15 protein-coding genes and 1 pseudogene are annotated in these 18,490 nt (G+C 72.8%); 3 read left to right on the forward strand and 13 right to left on the reverse strand.

What is annotated here, in order from left to right; translation table 11 throughout:
• Positions 1 to 157: 157 nt before the first annotated feature.
• Both AB0E83_RS21345 and AB0E83_RS21350 read left to right on the forward strand, forming a co-directional pair.
• Positions 158 to 484, forward strand: a pseudogene (locus tag AB0E83_RS21345) (SUKH-4 family immunity protein); the annotation flags it as partial.
• 211 nt (positions 485 to 695) lie between these two features.
• Positions 696 to 1,136: a DUF6228 family protein gene (locus AB0E83_RS21350; protein WP_362113975.1), complete on the forward strand. Its 441-nt coding sequence runs from the start codon at positions 696 to 698 to the stop codon at positions 1,134 to 1,136.
• A gap of 231 nt (positions 1,137 to 1,367) precedes the next feature.
• Here AB0E83_RS21350 and AB0E83_RS21355 read toward each other — a convergent pair whose 3' ends face one another.
• From AB0E83_RS21355 to AB0E83_RS21415, 13 genes are all read right to left on the reverse strand, one after another.
• A complete protein-coding gene (locus tag AB0E83_RS21355) occupies positions 1,368 to 2,657 on the reverse strand; it encodes an MFS transporter (RefSeq protein WP_362113930.1) in 1,290 nt (429 codons plus the stop codon).
• Between the two features lie 925 nt (positions 2,658 to 3,582).
• Positions 3,583 to 3,993, reverse strand: a complete 411-nt coding sequence (locus AB0E83_RS21360) for a transposase (RefSeq protein ID WP_362113933.1) — start codon at positions 3,991 to 3,993, stop codon at positions 3,583 to 3,585.
• A 2-nt stretch (positions 3,994 to 3,995) separates the two neighbouring features.
• Positions 3,996 to 4,352 (reverse strand): hypothetical protein, encoded by a 357-nt coding sequence (locus AB0E83_RS21365; RefSeq protein ID WP_362113936.1) that lies wholly within the window; start codon positions 4,350 to 4,352, stop codon positions 3,996 to 3,998.
• Between the two features lie 270 nt (positions 4,353 to 4,622).
• Positions 4,623 to 5,279, reverse strand: a complete 657-nt coding sequence (locus tag AB0E83_RS21370) for an HAD family hydrolase (RefSeq protein WP_362113939.1) — start codon at positions 5,277 to 5,279, stop codon at positions 4,623 to 4,625.
• Between the two features lie 25 nt (positions 5,280 to 5,304).
• On the reverse strand, positions 5,305 to 6,399 hold the full coding sequence (locus AB0E83_RS21375) for an NUDIX domain-containing protein (RefSeq protein WP_362113942.1): 1,095 nt from the start codon (positions 6,397 to 6,399) through the stop codon (positions 5,305 to 5,307).
• A 406-nt stretch (positions 6,400 to 6,805) separates the two neighbouring features.
• Complete coding sequence (locus AB0E83_RS21380; protein ID WP_362113945.1) at positions 6,806 to 7,597, reverse strand: PIG-L deacetylase family protein; 792 nt, start codon at positions 7,595 to 7,597, stop codon at positions 6,806 to 6,808.
• A 41-nt stretch (positions 7,598 to 7,638) separates the two neighbouring features.
• Positions 7,639 to 8,559, reverse strand: coding sequence for a glycosyltransferase family 2 protein (locus tag AB0E83_RS21385; protein ID WP_362113948.1), 921 nt, complete (start codon positions 8,557 to 8,559; stop codon positions 7,639 to 7,641).
• A gap of 503 nt (positions 8,560 to 9,062) precedes the next feature.
• Positions 9,063 to 9,728 carry a 3'-5' exonuclease gene (locus AB0E83_RS21390; protein ID WP_362113951.1) on the reverse strand — a complete coding sequence of 222 codons (666 nt, stop codon included), beginning with the start codon at positions 9,726 to 9,728 and terminating at the stop codon, positions 9,063 to 9,065.
• Between the two features lie 5 nt (positions 9,729 to 9,733).
• Positions 9,734 to 10,354 (reverse strand): class I SAM-dependent methyltransferase, encoded by a 621-nt coding sequence (locus AB0E83_RS21395; RefSeq protein ID WP_362113978.1) that lies wholly within the window; start codon positions 10,352 to 10,354, stop codon positions 9,734 to 9,736.
• A 155-nt stretch (positions 10,355 to 10,509) separates the two neighbouring features.
• Positions 10,510 to 10,800 (reverse strand): hypothetical protein, encoded by a 291-nt coding sequence (locus AB0E83_RS21400; protein ID WP_362113954.1) that lies wholly within the window; start codon positions 10,798 to 10,800, stop codon positions 10,510 to 10,512.
• Entirely contained in the window at positions 10,800 to 12,290 is a 1,491-nt protein-coding gene (locus AB0E83_RS21405; protein ID WP_362113957.1) for a phosphotransferase, read from the reverse strand. The genes AB0E83_RS21400 and AB0E83_RS21405 overlap by 1 nt, the downstream gene beginning before the upstream one ends.
• Positions 12,287 to 13,645 (reverse strand): methyltransferase domain-containing protein, encoded by a 1,359-nt coding sequence (locus tag AB0E83_RS21410; protein ID WP_362113960.1) that lies wholly within the window; start codon positions 13,643 to 13,645, stop codon positions 12,287 to 12,289. Before AB0E83_RS21410 ends, AB0E83_RS21405 begins: the two co-directional genes overlap by 4 nt.
• 424 nt (positions 13,646 to 14,069) lie before the next feature.
• Positions 14,070 to 15,542, reverse strand: coding sequence for an NUDIX domain-containing protein (locus AB0E83_RS21415; RefSeq protein ID WP_362113963.1), 1,473 nt, complete (start codon positions 15,540 to 15,542; stop codon positions 14,070 to 14,072).
• A gap of 714 nt (positions 15,543 to 16,256) precedes the next feature.
• Here AB0E83_RS21415 and AB0E83_RS21420 point away from each other — a divergent pair.
• Positions 16,257 to 18,332: an MMPL family transporter gene (locus tag AB0E83_RS21420; RefSeq protein WP_362113966.1), complete on the forward strand. Its 2,076-nt coding sequence runs from the start codon at positions 16,257 to 16,259 to the stop codon at positions 18,330 to 18,332.
• Positions 18,333 to 18,490 lie beyond the last annotated feature (158 nt).

Genomic DNA, 18,490 nt, shown 5'->3' on the forward strand with positions numbered 1-18,490 from the left:
CACGGCTGACATCGGCGGCCGTCAGGATCGATCGTTTCGCGATCGCCACCGAGGATGCCGTCCCGGGCACGGCCCTTGCCTGACACTACTCGCAACCAAGGTCCTGCCCGAACAAACGCTTCGTGCCTCTGCGGGATCTTCCTGATGCCGCGACTGGCTCGTCCTCGGCATGCTCGCCGATACGGCCCTCGGCCTCGACCCGGTCTCCGGCACGGTCCACGCCCTCGGCGACGGCCCGGCCCGGAGGATGACGTACAAGCCCCTCCACCGGAGCGTGGAATCCCTCGTCTACGACCTCACCGAGTTCGAGGCCCTGCGCCAGGCCCTGGGCGAGCACGACGAGAACGACGAGAACGACGAGAACACCGAGGAGCGCGTGGACGCCCTGCGCGCCCGGATCACCGCATGCGACCCGCTGCCGTTCGCGGATGAGGAATCGCAGCGGCACCTCATCTTCGAGGAGGTCGTCGACGGCATCTGGTAGCCGTTCTCACCGGACCCGAAAGCCAGCACCGAAGACCCGACCGCGCAGGCGGAAACCGTGAACGCCCTTCGGCTGTCGACGAGGGCGACTTCAGAGAACGGCCGGTGGGCCCAGGCAACATGGAACACCGATGGGAAGGAACAACGCTGCTGCGACGTGAGAACCGCAGTGACGACCGCTCCCCATGCCTCGTATCGTTCGGCGCGTGAGCATGTTCGAGGTTTCCGCCGAGTGCTCCGAGCTCGTTGTTCGTAGCCCGGAGACGCCGTCGACGTACGTCCGGCTCTTCGACTGGGCCCGTTTGGACGAGCACGAGGCCGCCTTCGCGATGGAGGCCGTGGCGGATGGGCTGCACGCGCGGCTCGACTCGGTGAGCGTCTCGGTGTGGGACAGCGCCGGAGACCTGACCGAGTTCCTGGACGCCTTGGCGGATGACTTCCGGGGTTGGGAAGGGAAGAGGACGTGGGTGACCAACCAGCTCGCCCTGACGGCGACGTTCCACGCCGGCGGCCACGTCCAGCTCCGCTGGGACCTGCGCCCCGGGGTCTTCGCCGAGGATTCGTGGACGTGTTCTGTGACGACGACCCTCGAAGCAGGCGAGCAGATGTCGAGACTCTCCTCCGACCTGCGGAGCTTCCTCCACCAGGGATAGACCCGCCGCGCCATCGTCACGAGAGCGGGCTGCTCCCCGGTGTCACCGACCGGCCCACTGTCCGGCTCGGGCATGGGCTCGGACACGGGCTCGGGTTCGGGCACGGGCTCCGACTCGGGCTCGGGTGATAACGCGACGACATCCGCGAAGCGTTCCTCGTCCCCGGCTGCGCTCTGAGCTGTTGGCGGCGCCTGGAATCGGTGCGACAGCACTTCCGAGCCACGGTTGCGGTCAGCGGCTCCTCAGTCCCGTCCGGTCGTTTCGGAGCGGGTTCGAGGCCAGACCTGTGAGCCCCACACCGACGAGCATGACGGCACAGACGACGACGGTGACGGTGGCGCTCTGCAGGTCGACGAGCGCGCCCAGCACGTTGTTCATCAGCAACAGGGCCAGACTCTGCACAAGTGCCAGTACCGCCTGGATCCGCGACAAATGGGAGTCGGGTGATGACGCGAGGATCAGCGGCACGATGTGCGTGGAGAAGGTCCCGTTACCGATTCCGATGACCAGGCTGCCGGCGACGGCCACGGCCGCGCTGGAGGAGAGACCGACCGCGAGAACGCCCACACCCGCCAGGATCAGCGCGCTCGCCGCCATCAGGCCAGGCCGCCCCAGCGGGCCGCGCTTCACCACCACCAGGGTGACCGCCACCATGCCCACGCCCTGTGCTCCGAACACCAGCCCGGCGGCTCCCGCACCCCACTCCTCCTCGCGTGCGAGCAGGGGGACCAGCAGGGACAGCACGGGCAGCAGGAACCCGGCAGCTGCCCCGGTGAGCCACAGACCCGGACGCAGCACCGGATGGGAGAAGGCCACCTTCACCCCGCTCACGGCTTCCTTCAGGAGACTGTCCGTCTTCGGAGCCGGAGGCACGTCGTGCCGGGGTCGTACGGCAATCAGGACCACCAGAGTGAAGGCGAAGGTGACCGCGTTGACGAAGGCGGCGCCCGCGAACCCGGCCAGGCCGACCAGCACGCCGGCCAGCGGACCGCCTCCCATGTTGATCACCTGGCCGCCGGCCTGCCTGAGGGACAACGCACGGGGCAGCTGAGCCTTGGCCACCAACCGGCGGGGCATGGACCCTGAAGCCGGCAGGTAAAACGCGTCGACGACACCGACCACAACGCCCGTTGCGATGAGCAACAAGGGCGTGGCCCCCAGGGAGTAGGAGACAGCCGCGAGAATGATCGAGAAGATCAGCATGGCCGCGTCGCCGGTGAGCAGCACACGGCGTGCGCTGACACGGTCGCTGACCGCCCCTCCGACGAGGAGGAACAGGACGCGGGGCAGCGTGATCGCGCTCAGGACCAACGCCGCGACGCTCCCGCCGTACTCGCCGGCTGCCCAGCCGAGGGCGAAGTAGAAGACCGAATTGCCCACGAGCGACACCAGGATGCCGACGAGCCACAGTGTGTACGCCCGGGGCAGCCGGCCCTGGCCCTGCCCTTCGTCACCCGCCTCCGGGACCGGGGCGACACCGGCTTCCACGGTCTCCTCGGCCGCCTCATCATTGGCCGCCATTGGGTCCCCCGATCGATTTGACGATGACGATGATCACGGGGCGACGGTGCCACACGGCACTGACATTCAGGCCCACTCGTCGTGGTGCCCGCCGCGGGGAGAACTGCTGGACACCGCTGGACACTGCTGGAGATCCGCTCGCTCCGGTCGACCTCCGAGTCGATTTCGTCAGGAGTTCTAGTGCCCCAGTGCGGTTTCGTGATCTATCCGCTCGCTTCGCGGGCTGAGCTCGTCGACAGTGGCTGCGCCTGGCCATTGCCTGATGGTGTCTGCGCCGGCTCGATCAGTGCAGCAGCCTGGCCGGGGACACGACTGGCGGGTCGAGGACGGTGCTGAAGAGGTGGCGGATCTCCGGAACGGCAGCGGGATCGGGATGCTGACCCAGGAGTGATGGTGCGGTTCGGGCGATCGGTCGGGGGTCGCGTCAGCGGCGACGGCGGCCAGGAAAGCCGGCGTAAGCATGGCGAGCGTGACGCGCCTGTGCCATGAGGTCCAGTGCCTCGCCTGGTAGCGGTCCAGACCGACTTGGCCTTTGGCGGGCTGGAAGCACTCTTCGACGCTCCAGCGAGGGCCGGCCACGCGGACGAGTTCGGTCAGGGGCACTGCAGTGGACGACCAGCACAGGTGGAGGGCGAGCTCCCTCGTGGCGGGGCTGCGGCGGATCAGCAGATGGAGACGTTCGCCGGTGCCGATATGGATCCAGGCAGTCGGAGCAGCGCGGCCCCTTCGCGCCGTTGTCGGTGCTCTGCCGGTGCCGGGCAGCGTCAGGGAGACGGTCGGCGACCGTGTCCGCACGAATCGGCGTGCGGCCGGAGTTGGCCCGGACCCGGACGGAGCGGGCGACGGCCGGAACGTAACCGGTTCTTCGTGCCTCCAAGGCGGCACGAAGCTGTGTGCCCCGCCCGTATGCCTCGTCGCCGGTCACTCATGGTGCCTCCACCTCGGCGTCCAGTGCGGCGGCGATCAGCACCCCACCATCGCTGCCGAGGCGGGCGAGGGCGTGAACCCGGACTTCGTCACGGACCGCATCAGCATCCCAGCGGGCAGTGCGCAGCAGACGCCGCATCGGCCCGGGACGAGCGTGACCAACCTGTTCGGCACGCCCCCAGCAGTTCTTCCGCTCCACGCCGGAGAGCAGTCCGAGGAGGTACGCGCGGGCGGTGGCCCGCGGCTCCACCTGCCCGAACCGCCCCGCCATCCGGCCCATGATCCGGTCGAAATTGGAGTACTGGTCGCTCCCGGCCAGGGCCTTGGGGCCGACCGACGCGGGGCGCCGGGCGCGCGCCGGACAGCGGTCGGCCGCGAGCCGACCCGGGGCATGAGGTCTCGTGAGCATCCTCAGCGCTCACGGATCCTTGACCACCACCAGCCGCCCACCGTGAAGGCGTTCGCCGGCCCGGGATTCGGCAGGGTGCGGCGCTCGAACTCGTCGTCGATACGAGCAACCAGTCGGCCGAGGTCGCGCCGGGCACCGCCAGGGAGGTGAAGCATGACCTCTTCGAGATCATCGCGGGCGTACTCCACCTCCAGTCCGGGCTGCCAGATCTGGGGTGCCTTCAAGTAACGGCCGGGCTGTCCGAACGTCCACTCGAAGCGGGCGAGCGCGTCAGCGACCGCACCAGGCCACATCCGCTCGTCCTCGACGCGGCGGACGGCTGCGCGAGTCTTCGCGGAAACGTCCCGGATCCGCCGCACTACAACGTGTCCGCGAGGCCGCCACAGCTCGGCGCGGACGGCCTTCGGGCGCCTACGCGGCATCGCCCTTTCTGATCAGCATGTCGTCATCCTGCCACTTGTGGAGTCGGATCCGTATGCGTGATCGAGCCCTTGGCCATTTGGGAGGGTTGACTTCTCACTGATACGCACGCGTGCTTCGGGTACCGGGCGATGCCGAAACCACCGGCTAGCGTTCGCCTGAAACCTGCGCGGCCAGACCGGCGGTTCCTCTGCGGTCGCCGCCGACTGTCAGGTCGGCGGTCCTGGATCCGTTCGGGCGAGGAGCCAGGTGCAGGCTTCCACGACGGTGCCGGCGGTGTGTTCGGGGCGCGGGCCGCCGGGGTGGGTGCGGCCGTGGGAGATCCAGAGGGTGCGCAGTCCGGCGGCGTTTCCTCCCGCGATGTCGGCCGTCAGCGAGTCGCCCACGACCCACACGTCCCCCGTGGGGGCGCCGAGCTGGGCGAGGGCGGCGTGGAAGAGGGCGGGATCGGGTTTGCGGATCCCGTGGTCGGAGGAGACCACGACCGTCGGCAGCAGGTCGGTGAGGCGTGCGGCGGCGAGTTTGGCGTGCTGAGCGTCGTGATCGCCGTTGGTGACCACGGCGAGTCGCCAGCCGCGGGCGGCCAGGGCCCGGACGGCGGCGTTCACCGCGGGACGGTACGGGACGAGCCGGGGCGTGCGACGGCGAAAGGCGGCGTAGTGCTCCTCGACGGTGCCGGGCAGGCCGTGACGGGCTTTGGCGAGGGCGAAGAACGCGCGGCGGCGCCCGGAGTGCGTGGCGTCCGCCTCGTGAAGCCAGTCTTCAGGGAGGGCGTGGGCGGCGGAGAACTCCTTGGCCCAGGCGGTGAAGGCGGCGGCGCGGTCGGTGAGGGTGTCGTCCAGGTCGAACAGCGCGGTGGGTCGCATGGTGAGGTCCGTCCAGGGTCGTGGCTCACCAGGCGTGGGGGCCGGTGAGTTCGGTGACGGGCTGACGAGCGGCCCGGGGGATGTGAAGCAGGGCGCGGGCCCGGTGGACGGCCCTGAGCTGGTCGGCCGCGGCCGGGCCCCAGTCGAACAGCTCCACCGCCTGCTCGGGGGTGGCCAGGACGCGGACGTACGTGCGGCCGGTGGCCGGGTCGACCGGCGGCGCGCCGACGCGTGCGAGCACCGCGGCGTACCGCACACGCGCACAGGGCCCGCCGGGATCGGACAGGTAGCCGAGGTACACGGCACCGGTCACTTCCGTCGCGGCCTCTTCCCGGGCTCCACGCACGAGGGTGGCCTCGGAGTCGCCGGCATCCTCGGGGCCCGGAGCACCGCCGGGCAGGCGGGCCGCTCCGGTGTCGGGATCGAGGAGCACGAGGACACGGCCGTCCGGGGCGAAGGCCCAGGCGCGGGACCGGCGGACGGCGAGGCCTTCGGGGACCGGGCGGGGACGGAAGGGGAAGTGGTGGCGGGCTCGGGCGGTGCGCAGGACGCCGACCCGGTCGAGGACGGTGGGGGCGATCGGCAGCCCGTCCTCGAGGAACGCGGGACCGGCGCCGGCGATGCGGGCGCGGAGCGCGGACAGGGCGCGGCGGGCGTCGCCCGGAGCCATCAGAGCGGGCAGGTCGGCGGGTTCGACGAACTCCACGGCCGCGATCTCGCCCGGTGCGGGCCGGATCGCCGTGATTTGCTCCTCGTCCCAGACGCCGCCGTCGAAGACGTGCAGGAGCTCGCCCGGGAACTTCATGGCGGGCGACACGGCGCGGCCGGCGGGGGAGACCCAGTCGACGGCCAGTCCTCGGGTGACGGTCGCCGTGACGCCGAGCTCCTCCTCCATCTCCCGGGCAGCGCCCTGGGCAGGGGACTCGCCCTTGTCGACGGCGCCGCCGGGCAGCAGGCAGGTGGGACGGTAGGTCACACGCTGGACCAGGACCTGCCCCCGCAGGTCGGTGATCAGCACGGAGGTTCCGGCCCACAGGGCGGCCGAGGCACGCAGCGCCCCGTACGACTCCTCCCTCATCGTGACCCCGGGACGCTCGTCGGGCGCGGACGTCGCAGTCATCTCTCTCCCGTCATGTCGTGATGGCGTGATGGCGTGATGTCGTGGGCCTGGGCCCGTGGGGTTACTGGTTCCGGTCTGCCCGTACGCGGTGTGAAGGCTTCAGGGCGAGGCGGGCCGCGGAGCGAACGGGGCGGGCGCGAGGGCGACGGTCATCCACGGAACCGCCTCGTCGCGAAAGGAGTGTCCGACGGGCTCGGTGCCGCTGCGCCGACGGCTGGATCGGTCCGCCCCGGTGAGATGCCTGAGGCGTCTGAGGTATCTGAGGTGCCTGGGGTTTTCGAGAGTGCTGAGGGGGAGAGAGGGGGCGTCTGGTTGGGGCGGCGGGATGAAGCGGGCATGGAACTCCTTGTCCGTCTCCGTCGGGCCGGGCCGAGGAGCACGGGTGGGGTCGTGACGAGAAGGGACCTCATCGAGGCCGGGATGGATCGGTCGTGAGTTCCGAGGCGACCGGGCCGCCGCGGGTGAGGCCGTGACGGGTGAAGTACTCGGTGGCGAGGACGCGGTCGCGTCGCGGGGCGTCGGTGCGGGACAGCAGGGCCGGAAGCGGTCGCTCGCCCTCGAACTGGCTGAGGTGCGAGCGGATGGCGGCCCATTTGCGGTCGAGCCAGGCCGTCACGTCCACGACGGCGGTCACGTACTCGTCGGGTACGGCCAACAGGGTTTTCCCGACCCCGCTCAGCAGCGGTCCGAGGTCGGCGATCCCGGACCGGGGGTGGGTGGCCGCGTAGAAGGCGGCGGGCCGCCAAGGAGCGCCGGCGTCGGGGTACAGGTGCGGCAGGCCGGCGGCTTCGACGGCGAGGAGCGTGATCTGGTGGGTGCGCCGGTGATCCGGGTGCCCTGTCAGCTGGCCCAGGGCGTCGTGACCGACGACGATGTCGGGCTTGAAGTCGCGCAGATGGGCGACGAGACGGCCGACGGCCTCGTCGAGGGGCGCGTCGACGAGACGGGGCCTCCCGGGAGCCGCTTCCGGATTGCGGGCGTCGCCGTAGCCGAGCAGCCGTGGAGGACCGGCGCCCAGGACGGCGAGGGCGTCGGCCAGCTCGGGCACCCGGCGGCTCCCCGGCGCCCAGGTGGCGGTGACGACGCCGGTACGCGCCCCGGCGGCGTGGTGCTGCGCGAGCACGCCGCCGGCCAGGAGGCTCTCGTCGTCCGGGTGCGCGAAGACTCCCAGCAGGGAGGGCGGGGACGGGGCCTTCATGGCGAAGAAACCTCCTCGGAGGGGTGGACGGGCGGGAGAGGTCAGACGATCGGCGGCCGCCCCGCGGCGGTGAGCCGGTACACAGTGCGCCAGCTCATGGGGCGCCGCCGCTGCGTGCGCCGGGTCGCCCACCCTTCGCGCATGCCGCGCAGCGTGTCGCCCAGCCCGCCGCCGCGCACGGCCCGGAACAAGGTGATCGTGGTCCACACGCTCAGGTGGAGGGGGGCGAGGAGGGCGGGGAGGTTGCGGTGGGCGATCCAGATCCGGTTGCGGGCGGCGAGCCGGTGGTACAGCGCGTGGCGGGCCGGTGCGGTGAGCCGGTGGTACAGCGCGTGGCGGGCCGGTGCGGTGAGCGGATGGTGCATGCGGATCGATGCCGCGTACCAGCCGCTCCAGCCCGCCGCGTACAACCGCCAGGCCAGGTCGAGCCCCTCGTGGTACAGGAACAGGCTGCCCTCCCAGCCGCCCACCTGGTCGAAGGCGTCGCGCCGGATCAGGACGACGCCCTCGGCCATCGAGGTGACCCGCCCCGGCCGCCCCGGGGCCGAGACGCGCAGCCGGGGAACCCAGCGGCGCGGCGTGGTCGCATCGTCCGGACCCGTCAGCCGGGGCTGCGTCCAGGCGGCTTCGGGGTGCTGCTCGGCCTCGGCGACGAGACGGGCGAGGACGTCGGGGCGGGGGAAGACGGCGTCGTTGTCGAGGAAGAACAGCCACTCGGCCGGGTCTCCCGCCGTACGGAGTGCGTCGGCGCCGGCGTTGCGGCCGCCGGGGACGCCGACGTTCTCGGGCAGGCACACGGTGAGCGCGCCCGGCGGTACGACTTCGGGGCGGCAGCCGTTGCCGACCACGGCCACCCGGACGTCGACGCCGCTCTGCGCGAGGAGCGTCGCCTGCGCGGCGGCCTCTTCGTCCGGGCGGTCGTTCATGGTCAGAACGACCACGTCGACGCGTGGGCGGGGCATGGGTTCCTCCAGCCGGTAGGGGGGTGGGTGTTGCGGGCGGGACGTGGGGTGGGGACGCCGGCAGGCTTCTCGGCCCGGCGTGGTTCTTGGATCGGCGCGCGCTCATCGGATCGGCGGGCGATGAGCGGGGGCGGGAGAGAGGACCCGACCGGAGGAGGTCCGCGAACTCGCGGCAGCGCACGCGCGCGGTGAACGCAGACCCCCTCGGACGGCGCGGAGACGACGCACAGCCGGCCCGTGCCCGTACATCGTCCGAGCACGCGCCCCCGCCACCCCCACCACCTCCGCGCCCGAAAGCGCGATCTGGAAGGCGCAGACCGCGGCCAGAAATGCGCGGCGCATCCGCGCGACGTCCTCGGCGGCACCCGGAGCGGTGAACACCGGTGTGGTCATGTCCCGTCACCTCGTTTCGCGTCGTTCTGTTCAACGGCCGTGAACAGGTGACTGTCACGACCATCCCGCGGGCACCGACCGCGCGGTGCCCCTTCTCGCCCGGCGCCGACTCAGAACAGGGGCCGCTGTTCCGCTTCCACGGCCGTGGACGGCTTCTTGGGCCGCAGCCCCGCGACCGCGTCCAGTTCGAGCAGCGTGCGCCACCGGCCGGCGGCGCACCCTTCGTCCAGCAGCCGGGCCAGCACCTGGGCGGTGACCTCGACGTCCGGCATCGCCCGGTGCCGTCCGGCCGGTCGGGGGACGCCGTAGTGGCCGAGCAGGGCGTCCAGTCCGTAGGAGCCGAGACCGGGCACCACGGCCTTGGCCAGGCGCAGCGTGTCCAGCAGCGGCGTGGCAGCAAGCACGGGGCAGTGCTCCGCCTGGCGGGCGATGATCCCGGCCTCCGTGGAAGCGTGGTGGGCGACCAGCCGGTACGGCGGCGCGGTCAGGTACGCGTCGAGCCGCGCCATCACCTCGGCGGCCGGGACCGCCGAGGAAAGCATCCGCCGCGTGATGCCCTTGAGGCGGACGTCCAGGGCGGTCACAGGGACGTCGGCGGGTGGGCGCATCAGCTCCTCGAACCGCCCGACCTCCTCCAGCCGACCGCCCGCGGGGCGCAGCGTCAGTGCGGCGACCTCGATCGGTTCGGCGGGCCGGCCCGCCGGGGTGAGCCCTTCGAAATCGATCACCACGAGCGTCGTGGCGGCGAAGCGGGCATCTTTCAGCAGCGCGTCCACGGTGTTCACCTCCCGCCCGGTCGCTGCCGGTCCGCGGCCGTCGCCCCGGTGCCGGTGGGGCACGCACCGCGCAGGACCAGGACCGCGAGCTGGTCCGCATCGAACCTGTCCGCCTGTTCCCACGGCCCGGCCAGCACGCGGATCTCGTCCTCGTCCAGCGCGATGCCCCGCCGCTCGGGCGGGGTGTGCGCGGCCACCGGCGTGATGACGACGACCGCGCCGCCCGGGCGCAGCCGCTCGCCGAGACCGCGAAGGACGGACGTGCGGTCCGTGAGGAACGGGACCACGAGGCGGAGCACGACCAGGTCGTAGCCGCCGGGGTGGAGATCCACCGGGTCGTCACGCTCGACGTCCCCGCAGATCCAGCGCACCCTGTCGGCGTCCGGATGCCGCTCACGGGCACGGGCGATCGCGCTGTCGGCGTAGTCGACCGCGTCCACGCCGTAGCCCAGCGACGTCAGGAAGACCGACAGGTCACCGGTCCCGCAGCCCACTTCCAGGGCCCGCCCGCCGTCCCCCGGGGCGGGGACGTGTTCGCTCAGGAGCCGGCGCTCCTTGTCCCCGAGCCGCCGGAAACCCTTGCCGTCGCTGTAATGCTCTTCCCACTCGGCGCGTGCGACGTACACCAACGGACCTCTCCTCGTGCGGTGGGGATGGCGATGACGGTGGCGGTGGCGGTGGCGGTGGCGGTGGCGGGCAGGTTCGGGCGACGGCCGGTCGTCCGGGCCGCACCGGCAGGCGAGGGTACGGTTCCCGCCTCTGCGCGGGCGGAGTACGGAGCTCATGGGATGTCCTGCGGAGCGGCCGGGGGAACCTTCGTCATCCGCATCAGCGCGGGGTCGCGCCGGAAGCCGAGCTGTTCGTACAAGGAGGCGGCCATCTCGCTCGTGTGCAGCTCGTAGAGGGTGACGCCGTCGCGCTCCGGGTGCTCCAGCAGAGTGGTGAGGTCGGAACGCAGCCGGGTGATCTCGGCCGCGTCACGCGGCGCCGCCGCCCTCGCTACCGCCTTTGCGACAGCCGACGGACCAGGGACAACATCAGCAACAGGGCCAGGGCCAGGGCCGGGATTCATCACGAGGCTCCTCCGGGACGGGCGTACGGCCAGGTGGTGCCCGTTCGCAGGCGGACGAGGGTGCGACGGCCGCGTTCGACGAGTTCCGGGTCCCCGGTCCGCGTGCCGAAGGCGATGCCGGAGACCGAGTCCAGGGCGGCGGCCGCGGCCAGATGTGCTTCCTCCGCACCGGTCGGCCGGCGGCCGTAACCGGCGAAGAAGGCGGTGGCCAGGTCTTCCCGGCCGTCGAGGTGACCGAGGAGCCGGGCGAAGTCCCGTACCCGAGGCTGGGGTTCGCTGCGCTCGAAGTCGATGACGCGCACCGTGCCGTCGGCGTCGAGGAGGAGGTTGCGCGGTTGCAGATCGCCGTGGGTCACCACCGGCGCGAGCGGCCCGAAGGTCCGGGCCACGGCGACGGCCGTACGGACACGCTCCTCGTCGCCCGGTTCCAGCAGCGTCCGTGCCGCCTCCAGGTGGCGCTCCATCCGGTCGTACGGCCCCACGGGCGCGACGCCGTCCCCCGCCGCGGTGAGGGGGGACGCGTGGATGCGGGCCGCGAGCGCGCCGATCGCCTCGAACACCGCGCGTTCCTCGGCACCGGTCAGCACCATGCCGTGCAGGGACCGGCCCCCGACCGCCGTCACCACGATCGCCCGTAGCTCCGGGTCGGCGGCTACGAGACGGGGGCCGGCGTCACCCAGGCGGGGCACCCATCCGCGCAACGCGGCCACCTCGCGGCGGTGGAACTTCTCGCTCTGGTGGACCTTCACGAACCACGCACCACCCGCCGCCCCGCGCGCGCGGAACACCCGGCTGTTCTCCCGGGCCCAGGACACGTCCGTCCAGGTGGCGATGCGGCCGACCGCGCGCTCGGTGAAATCCCTCACCGCCGCGCCCGGTCCGGCCTCGGCAGGCCCCGGTCCTGGCCCCGGCCCCGATTCCAGTCCCAGTCCCAGTCCCGGTCCTGGCCCCGGCGCTGGTCCCAGTCCCGGCCCCGGCCCCGGGACGAGGCGGAGGCGGTCGAGTGCCGGGTCGTGGCCGATCGGGTCGCCCGGCTCCTGGAAGTGGAGCGCCATCGCGGCGCCGGCCCGGTAGGCGTCCAGTCCGGCGCGGCAGTACGCCACCATCGGCTCCGGCAGCGCGTCGAACGCGAACCAGTCCATCCCGTCGCACACGTGCGGTTCCATGATCTTCGGGGTGCCGTCCCAGCGGCGCACCTCGAACAGGACGCCGATCCGGGCGTGTCCGGACGGCGCGCGGTGGTGCACGGTGACCGCGGCGCGTACGTCGGCGGGGTCCACGGCGAGACCGGTCTCCTCACGGGTCTCGCGGACCAGCGCGGTGACGGCGTCCTCGAAGGGGCCGTCCACGTGCCCGGAAGGCAGGTGCCACAGCCCTGCCGCGTAGACACCGCCCGCACGGCGCGACAGCAGCACCTCCGGTCCGTCCTTCCCCTCCCGGACCGCGAGCAGGTGCACGTCGACCGGGACCGCGTGCCGGCCGCCGCTCACCGGGACCCGCCCGGGCGGCGCGCGAGCAGCACCGTGAACACCGCGTCCTCGACGAGCCCCGCCCCGGCGGCGTGCCGTTCCAACAACTGCCGGGCCTCGGCCTCGAACTCGGCGTGCCGCTCCGCGAACTGCGCCGCGCCGGCGAAACTGGTGCTCCGCAGGTACCCGAGCACCCTCTCGGGCGTCCAGGCGCGGCGGACCGGAAAGCGGTACGTGGTGACCTCGCTGAACGCCGACTCGGCAAGAGCGTCCTCGTGGGGGTGGTCCGGTTCCTTGTGGAGCGAGGCGCCGGCGCGGCGTTCGGCACCGAGGAAGGACTGGAGGAGGGCGCGCAGCTCCCTCGTCCACGGCGCCTCGTGGGTCCACAGACTGCCGTCCCCCATGATCGCCACGGTGGCCGCGGGCGTGGTGACCCGGTCGGCCGTCGCCAGGACCTTCGGGAGGTCCATCCAGTGGGCGGCTCGCGCGCAGGTGACCAGGTCGGCCCGGTAGCCGTCGTGGGGCGGGACGAAGTCCTGGGCGCTCACCCGGTGGAAGCCGGCGTCACGCCCCGCCAGGAGCGGGGCGAGGACCCTGGCGGCCTCGTCGAGCATGCCGCGGCTGGAGTCGACCAGGTCCACGCGGCCGATCCGGGGAACGGACGGCAGGAGGGCGGCCGGTACCTGCCCGGTGCCGGTGCCGAGGTCGAGCAGCACGGGCCGCTCGACCTCCTCGACCGTCCCGGCGAGGAGAAGGGCCGCTTCGGCGGGAAGCCCCGGCCGGTGGAGGACGTAGTGCGGCGCGGTGGCACGGAACAGGTCCTCGGGCTCCTCGCGCGCTTCGGCCGTCGCCTCTTCCAGCAGCACGCGCAGCGCGGCCGCGTCGGCCTGGAGCCGCTGTTCGTCCTGGCGGCCCTGGTTGAGGAACCTCCAGGGCATGGGACCCCCGGGCGCCGGGTCGCCTTCCCGGTAGCGGGGCAGAACGTGCGAGTGCAGATGGGGAACGGCGTTGCCGAGGGTGGAGTAGTTGAGCTTCAGCGGCTCGTAGAACGCCGTCAGGGCCCTGCCGAGAGCGAGAGTGTCGCGCCAGTAGGCGGCGGCATCGGCCTCGGGCAGATCGGTGGGCTCGGTCACGTGCGGCGGGCCGCGGTGGATGAGCACGCAGTAGCCGCGCACGTGCCCCGGGCGCCACAGATAGGCGTTGGCGACTTCGCCACGGCGCAGCAGGATGCCCCAGCCGATGTCGTCGGAGGCGTAGTCGTTGCGGCACATGGGGCATTCGTCCCCTGCGATGCGGGACGGGAAGTCCTCCGGCCAGCCGCTCGGAGACGGGGCGGCGGGAGTGGCGGGGGAGAGCGCTTCGTGATCGTGGCGCATGAACGACTCCGTTCGGAGCGGCGGTTTCTGGACGCTGACGTTTTCTGGCGGAACCGGGCCGATCGCCGAAGGCGACCAGGGGGGCGCCGGTCCTCGGCCGCCCGTGCGCCCGGGCGCCGGGGAAAGCCCGGAGGGCGCGCGGCCCAGGCGTTTCTTCCGGGCCGTCTCGCGGAGGGCGGCGAACGGGTGCTGCGGCGTCGGGCGGTGGACGGAGGAGGCCACAGCGGACCGGCCGGAACGAGGCGGAGCGCGGTTCCGGCGAGCAGCGCCGCGCGCCCCGGGAAGACGGTGACGAGGACCACGCCCGCGGCACTGCCGCCGTCGGCGGCGACGCCCGTCACCGGGTCGGGACCGGCGCCGCCGGAGCGGGCCCCGCGCCCTGCCGCGGCGCGCGGCCCACGCGACGCCATCGCACCGAAGTCGCTCATCGCGCCCACTCCAGCTCGGTGTACGTACGCCCTGCCCGGATGCCCTCGATCGCGGCACGGGCGTACGGAACGATCGGCTCCGGCAGGTCCTTGGCGCTCCACCACCGCCAGGCGACGCACTTGTCCGGCTCCCGCAGCTCCGGAGTGCCCTCCCAGCGCCGGGCCCGGAAGAAGAGCTGGACGCGGGGCGGGGAGGCGGGCCGCTCCCGCATGTGCACGGTGTGGACGAGCTCGACGTCGGCCGGGTCGATCACCAGCCCCGCCTCCTCGTACGCCTCCCGCACGAGGCACGCGGTCGCGGTCTCCGCCTCGCAGTGACCCGCCAGCGCGTGCCACGATCCGCCCGCGTACACCGAGTCCGGGTGCCGAAGTCCCAGGAGAACCCGGTCGTCGTGCTCCAGGTAGAGGTGGACGCCGACGACGTGCAACAGCCTCCCGGACGGTTCCGCCACCGACTCCGCGCCTTCGGCTCCCGGGCCTTCCGCGGGCGCGGGATGCTCGGCGGCGTGCCGTTCCAGGAGGGCCCTGGTCGTCTCCAGCATCGTCATGTACGGAAACTTCTCGGGCGTCACCCACGCGAGCATCACGCCCTCGGTCAGGCGCAGCCGGGCCGGATCGCCGCTCCAGAGACCGGTGAACAGCTGGATCGGAACCCGGGTGCCGTCGGTGCCGGTGACGTTCTCGACCGCGTACGGCTCCAGGCCGGCGACGGTGAGGCCGGCCTCCTCCGCCAGCTCGCGGACGATCGTGTCGCGCAGGGTGCGGTCCTGCGGCTCCCGGCCGCCGCCGAGCAACGACCAGCACCCCGGCTCCCAGATCCACGGCTTGTTCGCATCGCGCAGATGCAGCAGATACCGGCCGTGGCCGTCGTGGACGATCGCGGAGGCGTTCACCGGCACGATCGCGCCGTCCGGAGCGGAGGCGGCGAGCTTGCCGCGCAGCGACGGGGAGGACACCTCCTCGAACGGCAGCCACACCGCGCCCGTCACCTCCTCGGTTCGCAGGGTGAGTCCGGGCGCGTCGTCGGCGAGGCGGAAGACGAACCGGAAGTCGTAGTGCCGATGGCCCGGTTCCCCCTTCACCGGGCCGGGAGCGATGTCGTGGACGTCGATGTCGACCGGCCCGTCCCGGAACTCGGGAGCCGGAACGAGGGCGGAAGCGGGGATCCCCGTCTCCTCCTCGACCTCCCGCAGGGCCGCGGCCGGCAGCGTGCCGTCGGTGGCTTCGACGTGCCCGCCCGGGCAGAGCACCAGCCCTCCGGACGCCTTGTGGCGGATGTGGAGGACGCGCCGGTGCCGGTCGATCACCACCGCGCTGCAGGTGACATGGCCGGGAAGAGCGGACCGCTCGGTCGGATCGCCGCTGGCCTCCAGGGCGTCCAGCAGTTCGGCCAGCACGCCGCGCTCGTCGGGGTTCCGGTCCAGATAGGCGGCGAGCAGGGTGCGCATGTGGGTGAGGGAGGGCGGCATGTCAGACCTCGCAGGTGGGGGAATCTGTCCACGGGAACCGCCCCCGAAGACCGACGCCGGTGTCATGGCGGGGGCGCCCTTCATCGGACGTTCCGGCCGCGGCGAAGTCCGGGACCAGGACGGAGCGGTCCCCGTGCTGAGGCTGAGGGAGCCGCTGAAGGAGGGTGGGGAGGGGGCGCATCGCGGCCTCCTGCGGGGCGAGTGGGGATGTCGGATAACTCAACGACGCCGGACGCCCGTACGAGCACACAGAATTCGGACAGCGTTCGAACCCCGGAATTGAGCGAAAACCCGTTCGTGTGCCGTGCACCGATCCCCACGGGACAGGGGAGCGACTGATGCCACAGGTGGCCGAAACGCCGAGGGAGCATCGTCGTGTGAGCGCCGGGCGCCGACGGACGGCAGAGGTTGCCGACGCGGATGGACCGGGCTGTCTCCTCGGGTCGTTGTCCTCGCGGATCCGCAGGCCGGGCGCGTTGTGCGCTTCCCGGCGCCGGGCGACGGGCGTGGCGCCGGAGGGCGGGCGTGGCGCCGGGGGGGCGGGAGCGGCGGGTTCCGGCGCATCCGTTCCGTGTCGGTGTCCGGAAGAGGGGGTGCCGGGCGGGGGCGGTTTCGGCTCGTGGGGGTCGAGTTCGGGCGTCGGTCGGCTCAGTGGTTCAATATATCTTGATCGTTGAGATAGTTAACCGTCGAGACTTTTCCGGGGAGTTCTCCATGTCCACACCCGCGCGCTGGGTGGCCAGACTGCTGCCGCTGCTGGTGCTCGTCGTCTGGCTCGCCGTCGGAGGCGGACTCGGTCCCTACGCGGGGAAGCTCGGAGAGGTGGCCACCAACGACCAGGCCGCCTTCCTGCCCCGCAGCGCCGAGTCGACGCAGGTCCTCCAGGCACAGGAGGCCTTCCGTCAGGAGGAGACCCTGCCCGCCCTGGTCCTCTGGACCGCCGAGGGCGGCGGCCCCGTCGAACCGTCCGCGCGGGCCGCCGCCACCCGGGCCCTGGCCTCCCTCCAGGGCACCGAGGGCGTCGTCGGCGCCCCCTCCCCGGCCTTCCCCTCCGAGGACGGGGAAGCGCTGCGGGGAGTCGTCCAGCTGCGGCCCGACCTCGGCGACGAGCTGCCCGCCGTCCTGGACGGGATCGACGCGGCGGCGACCGCCGTACCGGGCACCGACGTCCGGATCGGCGGCCCCGCCGCGACCCAGGCCGACCTCGGGGACGCGTTCGCCGGCATCGACGGCCTCCTGCTCGTCGTCGCCCTGGTGACCGTCCTGGTGATCCTGCTCCTGGTGTACCGCAGCGTTCTGCTGCCGCTGCTGATCATCGTCGGCGCCGTCCTCGCCCTCGGTCTGGCCTGCGCCGTCGTCTACGTCCTCGCCGACCACGACGTCGTCCGGGTCGACGGCCAGGTGCAGGGCATCCTGTCCATCCTGGTCATCGGCGCGGCCACCGACTACGCCCTGCTGCTCGCCGCCCGCTACCGGGAGGAGCTGGCGGCACGGGACGGCGACCGCGTCCCCGCCATACGCGCCGCCCTCAAGCAGTCCTTCGGCCCGATCGTGGCCAGCGCCGCCACGGTCGCGCTGGGCCTGCTCGCCCTGCTCTTCAGCGACCTCACCAACAACCGCGCCCTCGGCCCCGTCGGCGCCATCGGCATCGTCTGCGCCGTCCTGAGCGCGGTGACGTTCCTCCCCGCCGTCCTGGTGCTCCTCGGCCGGGCCGCGTACTGGCCCGCCCGCCCCAAGGCCGCCGCGGACGGCGAGGCGGCCCACCCCGTCTGGCGCAAGGTCGCGGCGCTCGTCGACCGCGCGCCGCGCAAGGTCTGGGCCGGCTCCCTCGCGGCCCTCGTCGCCTGCGCCGCGTTCTCCTTCACCCTCGACTCCAAGGGCGTCCCGCTCGACGAGATCTTCGTCAAGGACGCCCCCTCGGTCGCCGCCCAGGAGCGCCTGGGCGAGCACTTCCCCGGCGGCGCCGGCAACCCCGCCGTCGTCATCGCCGACGCCGGTGCCGCGGAGCGGGTGCGGACCGCCGCCGAACGCGTCGACGGGGTCGACTCCGCCACCCTCTTCGCCGTCCCCGGCGGCCCGCGGCCGCTCGTCGCGGACGGGCGCGTCCGGGTCGACGTGACCCTCGCCGAAGCCGCGGACTCCGACGCCGCCAAGGAGACCGTGGCCGCCCTGCGGACCGCCCTGCACGCGGTGCCCGGCGCCGACGCCCTCGTCGGCGGGTACACCGCCCAGCAGTACGACACCCAGGTCACGGCCGAGCGCGACCGGAAGCTCATCGTCCCCGTCGTCCTGGCGATCATCCTGGTGATCCTGGTCGGCCTGCTGCGCTCGCTGCTGCTGCCGGTGCTCCTGGTGGCGACGGTCGCGCTCAACTTCCTGGCGACGCTGGGCGTCTCCGCCCTGGTCTTCGAGCACCTCCTCGGATTCACCGGGACCGACTCCGCCGTCCCCCTGTACGGCTTCGTCTTCCTGGTCGCCCTCGGCGTCGACTACAACATCTTCCTCATGTCGCGGGTGCGCGAGGAGACGGAGCTGCACGGCACCCGCGAGGGCCTGCGCAGGGGACTGGTCGCCACCGGAGGGGTCATCACGTCGGCCGGCGTCGTCCTCGCCGCCACCTTCGCCGCGCTGGGCGTGATCCCGCTGGCGTTCCTCGTCCAGATCGCCTTCATCGTGGCCTTCGGCGTCCTGCTCGACACCCTCGTCGTCCGGTCGCTCCTGGTCCCGGCCCTCGTCCGGGACATCGGCCCCGCGGTCTGGTGGCCCGGCGCCCTCCGCCACCGCCCCTGACCCGGTCCGGCCGCCCCGCCCCCGTACGGCTCCGCCCGCCCGTCCCGGCGCACGAGGCGGGCGGGCGGACGCGCAGCGACGCCGAGCGGGCGGAACGGCCAAGGGGCCGCACACCGGAAGGACGGTGTGCGGCCCCGGGCGGGAACGGCGAGGGTGTC

This window comes from Streptomyces sp. NPDC035033 (genome assembly GCF_040636735.1).
GTDB lineage: Bacteria > Actinomycetota > Actinomycetes > Streptomycetales > Streptomycetaceae > Streptomyces.

Coding starts and splice junctions, on each gene's coding strand:
- AB0E83_RS21350 (WP_362113975.1), top strand. CDS start 696: ATGTTCGAGGTTTCCGCCGAGTGCTCCGAGCTCGTTGTTCGTAGCCCG.
- AB0E83_RS21355 (WP_362113930.1), bottom strand. CDS start 2,657: ATGGCGGCCAATGATGAGGCGGCCGAGGAGACCGTGGAAGCCGGTGTC.
- AB0E83_RS21360 (WP_362113933.1), bottom strand. CDS start 3,993: ATGCTCACGAGACCTCATGCCCCGGGTCGGCTCGCGGCCGACCGCTGT.
- AB0E83_RS21370 (WP_362113939.1), bottom strand. CDS start 5,279: ATGCGACCCACCGCGCTGTTCGACCTGGACGACACCCTCACCGACCGC.
- AB0E83_RS21375 (WP_362113942.1), bottom strand. CDS start 6,399: ATGACTGCGACGTCCGCGCCCGACGAGCGTCCCGGGGTCACGATGAGG.
- AB0E83_RS21380 (WP_362113945.1), bottom strand. CDS start 7,597: ATGAAGGCCCCGTCCCCGCCCTCCCTGCTGGGAGTCTTCGCGCACCCG.
- AB0E83_RS21385 (WP_362113948.1), bottom strand. CDS start 8,559: ATGCCCCGCCCACGCGTCGACGTGGTCGTTCTGACCATGAACGACCGC.
- AB0E83_RS21400 (WP_362113954.1), bottom strand. CDS start 10,800: ATGAATCCCGGCCCTGGCCCTGGCCCTGTTGCTGATGTTGTCCCTGGT.
- AB0E83_RS21410 (WP_362113960.1), bottom strand. CDS start 13,645: ATGCGCCACGATCACGAAGCGCTCTCCCCCGCCACTCCCGCCGCCCCG.
- AB0E83_RS21415 (WP_362113963.1), bottom strand. CDS start 15,542: ATGCCGCCCTCCCTCACCCACATGCGCACCCTGCTCGCCGCCTATCTG.
- AB0E83_RS21420 (WP_362113966.1), top strand. CDS start 16,257: ATGTCCACACCCGCGCGCTGGGTGGCCAGACTGCTGCCGCTGCTGGTG.